The sequence below is a fragment of the Streptococcus mitis genome (assembly GCF_013305725.1).
In the GTDB taxonomy this organism is placed as follows: Bacteria; Bacillota; Bacilli; order Lactobacillales; family Streptococcaceae; genus Streptococcus; species Streptococcus mitis_BO.
On the sequence record NZ_CP047883.1, the window covers coordinates 418,762 to 433,750 of the forward strand.

12 protein-coding genes, 2 tRNA genes and 2 rRNA genes are annotated in these 14,989 nt (G+C 43.1%); 13 read left to right on the forward strand and 3 right to left on the reverse strand.

Annotation, left to right across the window (positions count from 1 at the left end):
- The first annotated feature begins 60 nt into the window (after positions 1 to 60).
- The 7 genes from M594_RS02120 to groL all read left to right on the forward strand — a co-directional run bounded on the left by M594_RS02120 (position 61) and on the right by groL (position 4,670).
- A complete protein-coding gene (locus M594_RS02120; RefSeq protein WP_173875845.1) occupies positions 61 to 360 on the forward strand; it encodes a DUF4651 domain-containing protein in 300 nt (99 codons plus the stop codon).
- The gene (locus tag M594_RS02125; RefSeq protein WP_000615777.1) at positions 357 to 674 is read left to right on the forward strand and encodes a thioredoxin family protein; all 318 of its coding nucleotides are present in this window, start codon (positions 357 to 359) and stop codon (positions 672 to 674) included. Before M594_RS02120 ends, M594_RS02125 begins: the two co-directional genes overlap by 4 nt.
- A 15-nt stretch (positions 675 to 689) precedes the next feature.
- Positions 690 to 1,316, forward strand: a complete 627-nt coding sequence (ytpR, locus tag M594_RS02130; protein WP_173875846.1) for a YtpR family tRNA-binding protein — start codon at positions 690 to 692, stop codon at positions 1,314 to 1,316.
- Positions 1,317 to 1,357: 41 nt separating this feature from the next.
- Positions 1,358 to 2,119 (forward strand): SDR family NAD(P)-dependent oxidoreductase, encoded by a 762-nt coding sequence (locus M594_RS02135; RefSeq protein WP_173875847.1) that lies wholly within the window; start codon positions 1,358 to 1,360, stop codon positions 2,117 to 2,119.
- Positions 2,120 to 2,196: 77 nt separating this feature from the next.
- A complete protein-coding gene (locus M594_RS02140; protein WP_173875848.1) occupies positions 2,197 to 2,592 on the forward strand; it encodes a single-stranded DNA-binding protein in 396 nt (131 codons plus the stop codon).
- 155 nt (positions 2,593 to 2,747) lie between these two features.
- Positions 2,748 to 3,032 carry a co-chaperone GroES gene (gene groES / locus M594_RS02145; protein WP_000917335.1) on the forward strand — a complete coding sequence of 95 codons (285 nt, stop codon included), beginning with the start codon at positions 2,748 to 2,750 and terminating at the stop codon, positions 3,030 to 3,032.
- Positions 3,033 to 3,047: 15 nt separating this feature from the next.
- The gene (gene groL, locus M594_RS02150) at positions 3,048 to 4,670 is read left to right on the forward strand and encodes a chaperonin GroEL (RefSeq protein ID WP_173875849.1); all 1,623 of its coding nucleotides are present in this window, start codon (positions 3,048 to 3,050) and stop codon (positions 4,668 to 4,670) included.
- Between the two features lie 75 nt (positions 4,671 to 4,745).
- Here the strand turns inward: groL and M594_RS02155 are convergent.
- A protein-coding gene (locus tag M594_RS02155; protein ID WP_173875850.1) for an IS3 family transposase occupies positions 4,746 to 6,094 on the reverse strand; the annotation gives its coding sequence in 2 pieces (ribosomal slippage) (positions 4,746 to 5,653 and positions 5,653 to 6,094; 1,350 coding nt in all).
- A 150-nt stretch (positions 6,095 to 6,244) separates the two neighbouring features.
- Between M594_RS02155 and M594_RS02160 the strand changes: the two genes are divergently transcribed.
- Positions 6,245 to 7,012, forward strand: coding sequence for an epoxyqueuosine reductase QueH (locus tag M594_RS02160; protein WP_000567567.1), 768 nt, complete (start codon positions 6,245 to 6,247; stop codon positions 7,010 to 7,012).
- A 70-nt stretch (positions 7,013 to 7,082) separates the two neighbouring features.
- On the opposite strand, the gene M594_RS02165 is transcribed toward M594_RS02160, so the two are convergent.
- On the reverse strand, positions 7,083 to 7,616 hold the full coding sequence (locus tag M594_RS02165; protein ID WP_000775316.1) for a DUF402 domain-containing protein: 534 nt from the start codon (positions 7,614 to 7,616) through the stop codon (positions 7,083 to 7,085).
- A gap of 88 nt (positions 7,617 to 7,704) precedes the next feature.
- Entirely contained in the window at positions 7,705 to 8,481 is a 777-nt protein-coding gene (gene recX, locus M594_RS02170) for a recombination regulator RecX (protein WP_173875851.1), read from the reverse strand.
- Between the two features lie 37 nt (positions 8,482 to 8,518).
- On the opposite strand from recX, the gene rlmD reads away from it, so the two are divergent.
- The 5 genes from rlmD (at position 8,519) to M594_RS02195 (ending at position 14,942) form a co-directional block, all read left to right on the forward strand.
- A complete protein-coding gene (gene rlmD, locus M594_RS02175) occupies positions 8,519 to 9,874 on the forward strand; it encodes a 23S rRNA (uracil(1939)-C(5))-methyltransferase RlmD (RefSeq protein WP_173875852.1) in 1,356 nt (451 codons plus the stop codon).
- Between the two features lie 58 nt (positions 9,875 to 9,932).
- Positions 9,933 to 10,004, forward strand: a tRNA-Glu gene (locus M594_RS02180).
- 242 nt (positions 10,005 to 10,246) lie between these two features.
- Positions 10,247 to 11,792, forward strand: a 16S ribosomal RNA gene (locus M594_RS02185).
- 51 nt (positions 11,793 to 11,843) lie between these two features.
- A tRNA-Ala gene (locus M594_RS02190) sits at positions 11,844 to 11,916 on the forward strand.
- Between the two features lie 124 nt (positions 11,917 to 12,040).
- A 23S ribosomal RNA gene (locus M594_RS02195) occupies positions 12,041 to 14,942 on the forward strand.
- Together the 16S and 23S rRNA genes with 2 tRNA genes alongside form the textbook arrangement of a ribosomal RNA operon.
- The last annotated feature ends 47 nt before the right edge of the window (positions 14,943 to 14,989 follow it).

The following is a 14,989-nucleotide window of genomic DNA, read 5'->3' on the forward strand; positions in this document are numbered from 1 at the left end:
GGCTTTTTACTTGCTTTTCTGCTGCTTCCTCATTTGTCCTAAAGCCTTTTTTGTGTTAAAATGAATGGTATGAAAGCTAAAAAAATGTGGATGGCAGGTCTGGCTCTGATAGGTATTGGGAGCCTTGCCCTTGCTACGAAAAAAGTTGCAGATGACCGTAAGCTCATGAAGACTCAGGAAGAGTTGACAGCGATTGTGCGAGACCATTTTTCAGATATGGGGGAAATTGCGACTCTCTATGTTCAAGTTTATGAAAGTAGTCTAGAACGACTAGTCGGTGGTGTCATTTTTGAGGATGGTCGTCATTATACCTTTATCTATGAAAATGAAGACATAGTCTATGAGGAGGAAGTCTTATGATACAGCCAGCAAGTTTAGAAGAATTGGCATCTTTAGTTGAAAAGGATGGCAAGAAAGTCTTTCTTTTTGTGGCGGACTGGTGTGGCGATTGTCGTTATATCTATCCTGCCTTGCCAGAAATTGAGGAGACCAATCCAGAGTTCACCTTTATTCGAGTGGATAGAGACCAGTATATGGATTTGGCCAAACTCTGGGATGTATATGGAATCCCTAGCCTTGTTGTTCTAGAAAAGGACAAGGAAATTGGCCGTTTTGTAAACCGCGACCGTAAAAGCAAGCAACAAATTAACGATTTTTTAGCAGGACTGAAATAGGAGAAAAAGGAAACAATGATTTTTACATATAATAAAGAACATGTCGGCGATGTCCTTATGGTCATCGTGAAAAACAGCGGAGATGCCAAACTGGATGTGGAGCGCAAAGGAAAGGTAGCTCGTGTTTTTCTCAAAGATAATGGGGAAACAGTGGCTTGGAATATTTTCGAAGTTTCAAGTTTGTTTGAAATTACAGAGCGCGGTCAAGTCTTTTTATCAGATGAGCAAGTCGTTCGTTTGAACCAAGAATTGCAGGCGGAAAGTTTTACAGAAGAAATTATCAATGACAAAGAGCCTAAGTTTGTTGTTGGTGAAATTGTCGAGATGGTAGCTCATCCAGATAGTGATCACCTCAACATCTGCCAAGTTGCAGTCGCAAGTGATAAGACTGTACAAATCGTTGCAGGGGCTCCTAATGCGCGTGTCGGATTGAAAACCATTGTCGCTTTACCTGGTGCCATGATGCCAAAAGGCAATCTCATTTTCCCAGGCGAACTTCGTGGTGAAAAGAGTTTTGGAATGATGTGCAGCCCTCGTGAACTTGCCTTGCCAAATGCTCCGCAAAAACGTGGTGTGATTGAATTATCAGAAGACCAAGTTGTCGGAACTCCATTTGATCCAGCTAAACACTGGACTGCTTAGGAACTTGTCAGTATCTGATAGACCAGCTAGAAGGAAATAAGATGGCAAAAAATGTAGTGATTACAGGAGCGACATCAGGAATTGGTGAAGCGATTGCGCGTGCTTATCTAGAGCAGGGTGAGAATGTCGTTCTAACTGGACGACGGATAGACAGACTAGAAACCCTCAAGTCGGAGTTTGCAGAAACTTTTCCAAATCAAACAGTTTGGACTTTTCCCCTAGATGTCACGGATATGACCATGGTAAAGACTGTATGCTCTGATATTCTAGAAACGATAGGTCAGATTGAAATTCTGGTCAACAATGCCGGACTGGCTCTAGGTTTAGCACCTTATCAAGACTATGAAGAGTTGGATATGTTAACTATGTTGGATACCAATGTCAAAGGTTTGATGGCAGTCACTCGCTGTTTCTTGCCAACAATGGTAAAAGCCAATCAAGGACATATCATCAACATGGGGTCAACCGCAGGAATCTACGCCTATGCAGGTGCAGCAGTTTATTCAGCTACCAAGGCAGCAGTTAAGACCTTTTCAGATGGTCTGCGAATTGATACCATTGCAACGGATATCAAGGTGACGACCATTCAGCCTGGAATTGTCGAAACAGATTTTTCTACAGTGCGTTTTCATGGTGACAAAGAGCGGGCTGCGACGGTTTATCAGGGGATCGAAGCCTTGCAGGCACCGGACATCGCCGACACAGTAGTCTATGTGACCAGTCAACCTCGTCGTGTTCAGATTACAGATATGACCATTATGGCCAATCAACAGGCGACAGGTTTCATGGTTCATAAAAACTAAAAAATTTTCTCGAAAAGTTACAAATTTCTGTAACTTTTTTTGATTTCCTACGAATAGATAAGTAGGAGGAAGAAAATATGTATAATAAAGTTATCATGATTGGACGTTTAACGTCTACACCAGAATTGCACAAAACCAATAATGACAAGTCAGTAGCGCGCGCAACGATCGCTGTGAACCGTCGTTACAAAGACCAAAACGGTGAACGCGAAGCTGATTTTGTTAATATGGTTTTATGGGGTAGACTAGCAGAAACTTTGGCAAGCTACGCAACCAAAGGTAGTCTTATTTCTGTGGATGGAGAATTACGTACCCGTCGTTTTGAGAAAAACGGTCAGATGAACTACGTGACCGAAGTCCTTGTCACAGGATTCCAACTCTTGGAAAGTCGTGCCCAACGTGCTATGCGAGAAAATAACGCAGGGAAGGATTTGGCAGATTTGGTTTTGGAAGAGGAAGAATTGCCATTTTAAACATCGAAAAGTCTGAGTTTGTCTCAGGCTTTTTATCTTGAGAAAGTCAGACTTTTTTCTTGACTATTTCTGACCAAGTGATACAATAGAACTATGATTTAGCACTTAGGTATAAAGAGTGCTAATAATATCTATCTCATTATGGAGGAAATCAGATGTTGAAACCATTAGGAGACCGTGTGGTCTTGAAAATTGAAGAAAAAGAACAAACTGTTGGAGGCTTTGTCCTCGCAAAATCAGCCCAAGAAGAAACGAAAACAGCTACAGTAGTGGCTACTGGACAAGGTGTTCGTACCTTGAACGGTGACTTGGTTGCTCCAAGTGTTAAAGCTGGAGACCGTGTCTTAGTTGAAGCTCACGCAGGTCTTGATGTCAAAGATGGCGATGAAAAGTACATCATCGTTGGCGAAGCTAACATCTTGGCAATCATTGAAGAATAGAAGGAGAAAGTAAGTATGTCAAAAGAAATTAAATTTTCATCAGATGCCCGTTCAGCTATGGTCCGTGGTGTCGATATCCTTGCAGACACTGTTAAAGTAACCTTGGGACCAAAAGGCCGCAATGTTGTTCTTGAAAAATCATTCGGTTCACCACTCATCACCAATGACGGTGTAACTATTGCCAAAGAAATCGAATTGGAAGACCATTTTGAAAATATGGGTGCCAAATTGGTATCAGAAGTAGCTTCAAAAACCAATGATATTGCAGGTGATGGGACTACAACTGCAACTGTTTTGACCCAAGCAATCGTCCGTGAAGGAATCAAAAACGTCACAGCAGGTGCAAATCCAATCGGTATCCGTCGTGGGATTGAAACAGCAGTTGCTGCAGCAGTTGAAGCCTTGAAAAACAATGCTATTCCTGTTGCCAACAAAGAAGCTATCGCTCAGGTTGCTGCCGTATCTTCTCGTTCTGAAAAAGTCGGTGAATACATTTCTGAAGCTATGGAAAAAGTTGGCAAAGACGGAGTCATCACTATCGAAGAGTCACGTGGTATGGAAACAGAGCTTGAAGTCGTAGAAGGAATGCAGTTCGACCGTGGTTATCTTTCACAGTACATGGTGACAGATAGCGAAAAAATGGTAGCTGACCTTGAAAATCCATACATTTTGATTACTGATAAGAAGATTTCAAATATCCAAGAAATCTTACCACTTCTAGAAAGCATTCTCCAAAGCAATCGTCCACTCTTGATTATTGCGGATGATGTTGATGGCGAAGCTCTTCCAACTCTTGTTTTGAACAAGATTCGTGGAACCTTCAACGTAGTAGCCGTTAAGGCACCTGGTTTTGGTGACCGTCGCAAAGCCATGCTTGAAGATATCGCCATCTTAACAGGCGGAACAGTTATCACAGAAGACCTAGGTCTTGAGTTGAAAGATGCGACAATTGAAGCTCTTGGTCAAGCAGCGAGAGTAACTGTGGACAAAGATAGCACGGTTATCGTAGAAGGTGCTGGAAATCCTGAAGCGATTTCTCACCGTGTTGCAGTTATCAAGTCTCAAATCGAAACCACAACTTCTGAATTTGATCGTGAAAAATTGCAAGAACGCTTGGCAAAATTGTCAGGTGGTGTAGCGGTTATTAAGGTTGGAGCCGCAACTGAAACTGAGTTGAAAGAAATGAAACTCCGCATTGAAGATGCCCTCAACGCTACTCGTGCAGCTGTTGAAGAAGGAATCGTTGCAGGTGGTGGAACAGCCCTTGTAAATGTTATCCCAGCCGTGGCTGATTTGGAATTGACAGGAGACGAAGCAACGGGCCGCAATATTGTTCTCCGTGCCTTGGAAGAACCTGTTCGTCAGATTGCGCACAATGCAGGATTTGAAGGATCTATCGTTATCGATCGTTTGAAAAATGCCGAGCTTGGTACAGGTTTCAACGCAGCAACTGGTGAGTGGGTCAATATGATTGATCAAGGGATTATCGATCCAGTTAAGGTTAGTCGTTCTGCCCTTCAAAATGCAGCATCTGTAGCCAGCTTGATTTTGACTACAGAAGCAGTTGTAGCCAATAAACCAGAACCAGTGGCCCCAGCTCCAGCAATGGACCCAAGCATGATGGGCGGCATGATGTAAGCTTTCTGTAGATAGCAACTTATAAAAAACACAAAAGGAGGGAATGTACTGACCCCAAAAAGTTAGACAATTAATTTATCCAAAGGATTTAGTTCTGTATTGCACAGGACTGAGTCCTTTTAGTTTTACCTTAATTCGTTTATTGTTGTAGTAATCAATATAGTCTACAATGGCTTGTTCCAATTGCTTAAGCGACTGAAACGACTTCTCATAACCGTAAAACATTTCCGATTTCAGAATCCCAAAGAAGGACTCCATCATACCATTGTCTGAGCTGTTACCCTTACGTGACATGGATGCTTGAATTCCCTTACCCTCTAGAAACTGATGATAAGAATCGTGTTGGTATTGCCAGCCCTGGTCACTATGGAGAATCGTATTCTCGTAGTGTTTCTCTGTGAATGCCTGCTCCAACATCGTTTTTACTTGCTCTAAGTTGGGCGAAGTAGAAAGATGATAAGCAATAATTTCACTGTTAAATCCATCTAAAACAGGCGATAAATAGAGTTTCTGTGTGCTATTTGGAATGGCAAACTCTGTCACATCCGTATAGCACTTTTCCATTGGTTTCGATGCTTCAAACCGGCGTTGAATAAGGTTGTCTGCTTTCTTGCCAACATCTCCTTTATGAGAAGAATATTTTCGTTTCTGTCGCATTTTAGCTTGTAAATTGAGCACTTTCATCAAGCGTTGAACTCTTTTATGATTGACCACATAACCACGATTTCTTAATTCTAAATGAATCCGACGATAGCCATAATTTCCCTTGTGTTCGATAAAAATGGATTGAATTTTAGCTTTAAGCTCTTGGTCCTTATCTGGTTTGTCTAGCTGTTTCAAGTGATAGTAGTAGGTCGAACGAGCTAGTTTAATGGCTTTTAGAAGAATATTTAACGAAAACTCAGTCATTAATTCTTGAACAATTTCTGTCTTTCTTCTTTCTCTTTTTCCTCCTTCAAGCGGAGTTCTCTCAACTTTTTTAGGACAGCATTCTCCGCTCGCAGATACTCGTTTTCTGCTTGAAGGCGTTCTAACTCTGTCATCTCTTCGGGTTTCTTCTTTGGTTTACGTCCCATTTTAGGTACTCTCCCTCTTGTTTTCTCAACAATAGTATACCCGTTTTTCCTGTATTGTGCTAGCCAGTTAAGAAGTATCGTACGACTTGGGAGGCCGTATTCAAGAGAAACTCTATCTTTAGTCCAGCCTTCATGTAAGACTTTATGAATCATTTCTTGTTTTAAATCAGGAGAATAGTAACGATTTTTTCCTTTTTTGACGAACTCTATTCCGTAACGATCAATCAATTTAATCATATACCTAATATTAGAATTGTTTATCCCAAATTTATTTGAAAGCTTCTCTATGCTATATCCTTGTTTTCTAAGTTCATAGATCCGAACTTTATCATCATAAGTTAATTTCATAATAAAAACACTCCAAAAGTTAGATTTTTCTGTCTAACTTTTGGGGTGCAGTTCAGAATGCCACCCCTCCTTTTTATGCTATTCACTTCTAAATAGATTTGAGCTCTCCTAATTTATATGATAAAATAAGACTAGAAAAAGGAGAAGAACATGATCGATGTAGAAGAAATTCTGAGCAAGATGAACCCCAATCAGAAGATTAATTATGACCGTGTCATGCAGAAGATGGTACAAGTATGGGAAAAAAATGAGCAACGGCCAACCATTCTCATGCATGTTTGCTGTGCCCCTTGCAGTACCTATACCCTAGAATATTTGACTAAGTATGCAGACGTGACCATTTATTTTGCCAATTCTAATATCCATCCCAAGGCAGAATACCACAAGCGAGCCTATGTTACCAAGAAATTTGTCAGTGATTTTAATGAGCGGACTGGAAATACGGTCCAGTATCTAGAAGCTCCCTACGAACCAAATGAATATCGTAAGTTAGTCAGAGGACTGGAAGAAGAGCCAGAAGGTGGCGACCGTTGCAAGGTTTGCTTTGACTACCGACTGGATAAGACAGCGCAAGTGGCTATGGATTTGGGCTTTGACTACTTTGGCTCAGCCTTGACCATCAGTCCTCATAAGAATTCTCAAACCATTAACAGCATCGGAATCGATGTGCAAAAAATTTATACAACCCACTATCTTCCAAGTGATTTCAAGAAAAATCAAGGCTACAAACGTTCAGTAGAGATGTGTGAAGAGTATGACATCTACCGTCAATGTTATTGTGGATGCGTCTATGCAGCTCAGGCTCAAAATATTGATTTGGTTCAGGTTAAGAAGGACGCCACGGCTTTCTTACTGGATAAGGATGTTGAAAAAGACTATTCTCATATTAAATTTACTGTTACGAAATTAGATATATAAGGATAAGCCCAGCTGTAAAGCTGGGTTTTTAAAATAAAAAAACCAGGGCCTTCACCCTAGTTTGACAACTTTACCGATTCTTTAGTTCTACATAGCGCTTGTACCAAATGTTTACATAGGCTTCTGAGAAAGGACCTCGTCCATTGTTAATCCAATCAACAAGAATTTTGACATGTTCTTTTAAAATATAGTCCAAGTCATCAGAATAATTCATTTTGCGTTTGTGACGCTCATACTCCTCAACGTCCAAGAGACGTTTTTCCCCATCTGTAAAAATTTTAACATCCAAATCGTAATCAATATACTTCAGTGCTTCTTCATCCAGATAGTAGGGGCTAGCCATATTGCAATAGTAGGAAATTCCATTATCGCGAATCATGGCAATGATATTAAACCAATATTTCTTGTGAAAGTAAACAATAGCCGGTTCTCGAGTGACCCAACGACGACCATCACTTTCGGTAACCAGTGTATGATCGTTGACACCAATAATGGCGTTTTCTGTTGTTTTTAGTACCATGGTGTCCCGCCAAGTTCGGTGGAGACTCCCATCATGCTTATAACTTTGAATTGTAATAAAGTCGCCTTCTTTTGGAAGCTTCATAACTAACCAACTTTCTACAATTTATAAGTTTATCGTTTACTATTGTACCATAAAATTACCTAAAATCTGTGAATTTTACATGAAAATATTAAAGATATTCTCTGAGAGCGCTTGCTATATCCGAAAAATCGTAGCCTTTTCGTGCTAAAACTTGAGTTAAACGTTGTTTAAGTTCGTATCCTTCATATTTTCGGGTATACTTAGCATATTGCTTATCAAGTTCCTTGAAGATGAGTTCCTGAGTCGTTTCTTGGTCAACTTGACTATCCAACTGGTCAAAGGCACTTTTAGCATCAGAATAGGAAAACCCCTTGTTGGTCAGATTTTGTATAATCTTATCCTGCAAAGCACGAGCAGGAAGCTTTCCAGAGTATTTTTTAAGCAGTTTCTCTGCAACACGTTGAGCAACTTCAGAAAAATCAAATTCTTTCAAGTTCTCTTCTATAGTAGATTTTGGAACCCCTTTTTGTGTTAGTTTCTGAATCAATACATAAGGTCCCTTGTCTCCTGAAAGCTGATTGGCGTTGATGATAGCATAAGCGTACTGAGCATCATTAATCCACTTATCTTCTTTAAGATTAATAATGACTTGAGAAACTACGTTTTCATCAATATCGTATTTTTTCAGATATTCTCTGACTTCTTTTTCAGTGCGAGCTTTAAAGGATAGGTGGTAGAGAGCTAGATTTTTACCGTAAGAAAATTTGGCAAAGTCCTGAATCTCTTTCAATTCTTCTTCACTTATCACCTTATCTCTTGATAACATAAAGCGAACAATTGTATCTTCGGTGATGTAGCATTTGTCGCCATTATCAAGCTCCATCAGATAGAGTCTTTTTTTCTTTTCAAGTTTTGTGATTTTCATAGTTCTATTATAACTCAAAATGTGATAAGATAGGGATATGAATCTGAAAGTGAAACAAAAAATACCATTAAAAATCAAGCGCATGGGAATTAATGGTGAGGGAATCGGCTTTTATCAAAAAACACTAGTCTTTGTGCCTGGTGCTCTCAAAGGAGAAGATATCTATTGTCAGATTACTTCTATTAAACGTAACTTTGTTGAGGCAAAATTACTGAAGGTCAACAAGAAGTCTAAATTTCGAGTTGTGCCAGCTTGTACTATTTACAATGAGTGCGGAGGCTGCCAAATCATGCATCTGCATTATGATAAGCAGCTGGAGTTCAAGACGGACTTACTTCACCAAGCGCTAAAAAAATTTGCCCCTGCAGGATATGAAAACTATGAAATCCGCCCGACGATTGGAATGCAGGAACCCAAGTACTATCGTGCTAAGTTACAATTTCAGACTCGAAAATTTAAAAATCAGGTCAAGGCAGGTCTGTATGCACAAAACTCTCATTATTTGGTAGAGTTGAAAGACTGCCTAGTACAAGATAAGGAAACTCAAGTGATTGCTAATCGTCTAGCAGAATTACTTACTTATCACCAGATTCCAATCACGGATGAGAGAAAAGTTCTAGGTGTTAGAACGATAATGGTCCGACGAGCAAGAAAGACTGGACAGGTTCAGGTTATTATTGTTACAAACCGCCAGCTTAATTTAACCCAACTAGTAAAAGACTTAGTTAAAGATTTTCCAGAAGTTGTGACAGTGGCTGTGAATACAAATACAGCTAAAACCAGTGAAATTTATGGTGAAAAGACAGAGATTATCTGGGGAGAAGAGAGTATTCAAGAAGGTGTACTTGATTATGAATTTTCACTATCTCCTCGAGCTTTCTATCAACTGAATCCTGAACAAACAGAAGTCCTTTATAGCGAGGCAGTAAAAGCGCTGGATGTTAGTAAAGAAGACCATTTGATTGACGCATATTGTGGAGTTGGAACAATTGGTTTTGCCTTTGCAAAGAAAGTAAAAACACTCAGAGGTATGGATATTATTCCAGAAGCTATTGAAGATGCCAAGCGAAATGCTAAAAGAATGGGATTTGACAATACTCATTATGAAGCTGGAACGGCAGAAGAGATTATTCCTCTCTGGTATAAGGAAGGCTACCGAGCAGATGCTCTGATTGTGGATCCACCACGTACAGGTCTGGATGATAAGTTATTAGATACTATTCTTACTTATGTACCAGAAAAAATGGTCTATATTTCTTGCAATGTTTCGACCTTGGCTCGTGATTTAGTACGTTTAGTAGAAGTCTATGATCTCCATTATATCCAGTCGGTCGATATGTTCCCGCATACAGCTCGAACGGAAGCTGTTGTAAAATTAATAAAAAAAGTTTAAAAAAAGTGTTGACAAAGTTTGAAAAGCCAGTATAATAGTAAGAGTTGAAAATAACTCTGGTCCGTTGGTCAAGGGGTTAAGACACCGCCTTTTCACGGCGGTAACACGGGTTCGAATCCCGTACGGACTATGGTATGTTGCAGATGGAACACTTGATGAAAAAAAGATTAAAAAAGTTTCAAAAAAGTGTTGACAAGCGAAAGCAGCTGTGATATACTAATATAGTTGTCACTTGAGAGAAGTGAGTGACAAAGACCTTTGAAAACTGAACAAGACGAACCAATGTGCAGGGCACTACAACTAAGGTTGTAGTACTGAACAATGAAAAAACAATAAATCTGTCAGTGACAGAAATGAGTGAGAACTCAAACTTTTAATGAGAGTTTGATCCTGGCTCAGGACGAACGCTGGCGGCGTGCCTAATACATGCAAGTAGAACGCTGAAGGAGGAGCTTGCTTCTCCGGATGAGTTGCGAACGGGTGAGTAACGCGTAGGTAACCTGCCTGGTAGCGGGGGATAACTATTGGAAACGATAGCTAATACCGCATAAGAGTAGATGTTGCATGACATTTGCTTAAAAGGTGCAATTGCATCACTACCAGATGGACCTGCGTTGTATTAGCTAGTTGGTGGGGTAACGGCTCACCAAGGCGACGATACATAGCCGACCTGAGAGGGTGATCGGCCACACTGGGACTGAGACACGGCCCAGACTCCTACGGGAGGCAGCAGTAGGGAATCTTCGGCAATGGACGAAAGTCTGACCGAGCAACGCCGCGTGAGTGAAGAAGGTTTTCGGATCGTAAAGCTCTGTTGTAAGAGAAGAACGAGTGTGAGAGTGGAAAGTTCACACTGTGACGGTATCTTACCAGAAAGGGACGGCTAACTACGTGCCAGCAGCCGCGGTAATACGTAGGTCCCGAGCGTTGTCCGGATTTATTGGGCGTAAAGCGAGCGCAGGCGGTTAGATAAGTCTGAAGTTAAAGGCTGTGGCTTAACCATAGTACGCTTTGGAAACTGTTTAACTTGAGTGCAAGAGGGGAGAGTGGAATTCCATGTGTAGCGGTGAAATGCGTAGATATATGGAGGAACACCGGTGGCGAAAGCGGCTCTCTGGCTTGTAACTGACGCTGAGGCTCGAAAGCGTGGGGAGCAAACAGGATTAGATACCCTGGTAGTCCACGCCGTAAACGATGAGTGCTAGGTGTTAGACCCTTTCCGGGGTTTAGTGCCGTAGCTAACGCATTAAGCACTCCGCCTGGGGAGTACGACCGCAAGGTTGAAACTCAAAGGAATTGACGGGGGCCCGCACAAGCGGTGGAGCATGTGGTTTAATTCGAAGCAACGCGAAGAACCTTACCAGGTCTTGACATCCCTCTGACCGCTCTAGAGATAGAGTTTTCCTTCGGGACAGAGGTGACAGGTGGTGCATGGTTGTCGTCAGCTCGTGTCGTGAGATGTTGGGTTAAGTCCCGCAACGAGCGCAACCCCTATTGTTAGTTGCCATCATTCAGTTGGGCACTCTAGCGAGACTGCCGGTAATAAACCGGAGGAAGGTGGGGATGACGTCAAATCATCATGCCCCTTATGACCTGGGCTACACACGTGCTACAATGGCTGGTACAACGAGTCGCAAGCCGGTGACGGCAAGCTAATCTCTTAAAGCCAGTCTCAGTTCGGATTGTAGGCTGCAACTCGCCTACATGAAGTCGGAATCGCTAGTAATCGCGGATCAGCACGCCGCGGTGAATACGTTCCCGGGCCTTGTACACACCGCCCGTCACACCACGAGAGTTTGTAACACCCGAAGTCGGTGAGGTAACCGTAAGGAGCCAGCCGCCTAAGGTGGGATAGATGATTGGGGTGAAGTCGTAACAAGGTAGCCGTATCGGAAGGTGCGGCTGGATCACCTCCTTTCTAAGGATAAGGAACTGCGCATTGGTCTTGTTTAGTCTTGAGAGGTCTTGTGGGGCCTTAGCTCAGCTGGGAGAGCGCCTGCTTTGCACGCAGGAGGTCAGCGGTTCGATCCCGCTAGGCTCCATTGGTGAGAGATCACCAAGTAATGCACATTGAAAATTGAATATCTATATCAAATAGTAACAAGAAAATAAACCGAAAACGCTGTAGTATTAATAAGAGTTTATGACTGAAAGGTCAGAAAATAAGGTTAAGTTAATAAGGGCGCACGGTGGATGCCTTGGCACTAGGAGCCGAAGAAGGACGTGACAAACGACGATATGCCTTGGGTAGCTGTAAGTAAGCGATGATCCAGGGATTTCCGAATGGGGGAACCCAACAGGTACTACCTGTTACCCGCATCTGTTAAGGATGTGAGGAGGAAGACGCAGTGAACTGAAACATCTAAGTAGCTGCAGGAAGAGAAAGCAAAAGCGATTGCCTTAGTAGCGGCGAGCGAAATGGCAGAAGGGCAAACCGAAGAGTTTACTCTTCGGGGTTGTAGGACTGCAATGTGGACTCAAAGATTATAGAAGAATGATTTGGGAAGATCAGCCAAAGAGAGTAATAGCCTCGTATTTAAAATAGTCTTTGTACCTAGCAGTATCCTGAGTACGGCGGGACACGTGAAATCCCGTCGGAATCTGGGAGGACCATCTCCCAACCCTAAATACTCCCTAGTGACCGATAGTGAACCAGTACCGTGAGGGAAAGGTGAAAAGCACCCCGGGAGGGGAGTGAAATAGAACCTGAAACCGTGTGCCTACAACAAGTTCGAGCCCGTTAATGGGTGAGAGCGTGCCTTTTGTAGAATGAACCGGCGAGTTACGTTATGATGCGAGGTTAAGTTGAAGAGACGGAGCCGTAGGGAAACCGAGTCTGAATAGGGCGCCTTAGTATCATGACGTAGACCCGAAACCATGTGACCTACCCATGAGCAGGTTGAAGGTGCGGTAAGACGCACTGGAGGACCGAACCAGGGCACGTTGAAAAGTGCTTGGATGACTTGTGGGTAGCGGAGAAATTCCAAACGAACTTGGAGATAGCTGGTTCTCTCCGAAATAGCTTTAGGGCTAGCGTCGACATTAGAGATTCTTGGAGGTAGAGCACTGTTTGGGTGAGGGGTCCATCCCGGATTACCAATCTCAGATAAACTCCGAATGCCAATGAATTATGGTCGGCAGTCAGACTGCGAGTGCTAAGATCCGTAGTCGAAAGGGAAACAGCCCAGACCACCAGCTAAGGTCCCAAAATAATTGTTAAGTGGAAAAGGATGTGGGGTTGCACAGACAACTAGGATGTTAGCTTAGAAGCAGCTATTCATTCAAAGAGTGCGTAATAGCTCACTAGTCGAGTGACCCTGCGCCGAAAATGTACCGGGGCTAAAACAATTTACCGAAGCTGTGGATACCTTTATAGGTATGGTAGGAGAGCGTTCTATGTGTGATGAAGGTGTACCGTGAGGAGTGCTGGAACGCATAGAAGTGAGAATGCCGGTATGAGTAGCGAAAGACAGGTGAGAATCCTGTCCACCGTAAGACTAAGGTTTCCAGGGGAAGGCTCGTCCGCCCTGGGTTAGTCGGGACCTAAGGAGAGACCGAAAGGTGTATCCGATGGACAACAGGTTGATATTCCTGTACTAGAGTATGTAGTGATGGAGGGACGCAGTAGGCTAACTAAAGCAGACGATTGGAAGTGTCTGTCTAAGCAGTGAGGTGTGATATGAGTCAAATGCTTATATCTGTAACATTGAGCTGTGATGGGGAGCGAAGTTTAGTAGCGAAGTTAGTGACGTCACACTGCCAAGAAAAGCTTCTAGCATTTAAACATACTCTACCCGTACCGCAAACCGACACAGGTAGTCGAGGCGAGTAGCCTCAGGTGAGCGAGAGAACTCTCGTTAAGGAACTCGGCAAAATGACCCCGTAACTTCGGGAGAAGGGGTGCTGACTTTAAGTCAGCCGCAGTGAATAGGCCCAAGCAACTGTTTATCAAAAACACAGCTCTCTGCTAAATCGTAAGATGATGTATAGGGGGTGACGCCTGCCCGGTGCTGGAAGGTTAAGAGGAGTGCTTAGCGTAAGCGAAGGTATGAATTGAAGCCCCAGTAAACGGCGGCCGTAACTATAACGGTCCTAAGGTAGCGAAATTCCTTGTCGGGTAAGTTCCGACCCGCACGAAAGGCGTAATGATTTGGGCACTGTCTCAACGAGAGACTCGGTGAAATTTTAGTACCTGTGAAGATGCAGGTTACCCGCGACAGGACGGAAAGACCCCATGGAGCTTTACTGCAGTTTGATATTGAGTGTCTGTACCACATGTACAGGATAGGTAGGAGTCTATGAGATCGGGACGCCAGTTTCGAAGGAGACGTTGTTGGGATACTACCCTTGTGTTATGGCCACTCTAACCCGGATAGGTGATCCCTATCGGAGACAGTGTCTGACGGGCAGTTTGACTGGGGCGGTCGCCTCCTAAAAGGTAACGGAGGCGCCCAAAGGTTCCCTCAGAATGGTTGGAAATCATTCGCAGAGTGTAAAGGTATAAGGGAGCTTGACTGCGAGAGCTACAACTCGAGCAGGGACGAAAGTCGGGCTTAGTGATCCGGTGGTTCCGTATGGAAGGGCCATCGCTCAACGGATAAAAGCTACCCTGGGGATAACAGGCTTATCTCCCCCAAGAGTTCACATCGACGGGGAGGTTTGGCACCTCGATGTCGGCTCGTCGCATCCTGGGGCTGTAGTCGGTCCCAAGGGTTGGGCTGTTCGCCCATTAAAGCGGCACGCGAGCTGGGTTCAGAACGTCGTGAGACAGTTCGGTCCCTATCCGTCGCGGGCGTAGGAAATTTGAGAGGATCTGCTCCTAGTACGAGAGGACCAGAGTGGACTTACCGCTGGTGTACCAGTTGTCTTGCCAAAGGCATCGCTGGGTAGCTATGTAGGGAAGGGATAAACGCTGAAAGCATCTAAGTGTGAAACCCACCTCAAGATGAGATTTCCCATGATTTTATATCAGTAAGAGCCCTGAGAGATGATCAGGTAGATAGGTTAGAAGTGGAAGTGTGGCGACACATGTAGCGGACTAATACTAATAGCTCGAGGACTTATCCAAAGTAACTGAGAATATGAAAGCGAACGGTTTTCTTGATTTGAATAGAT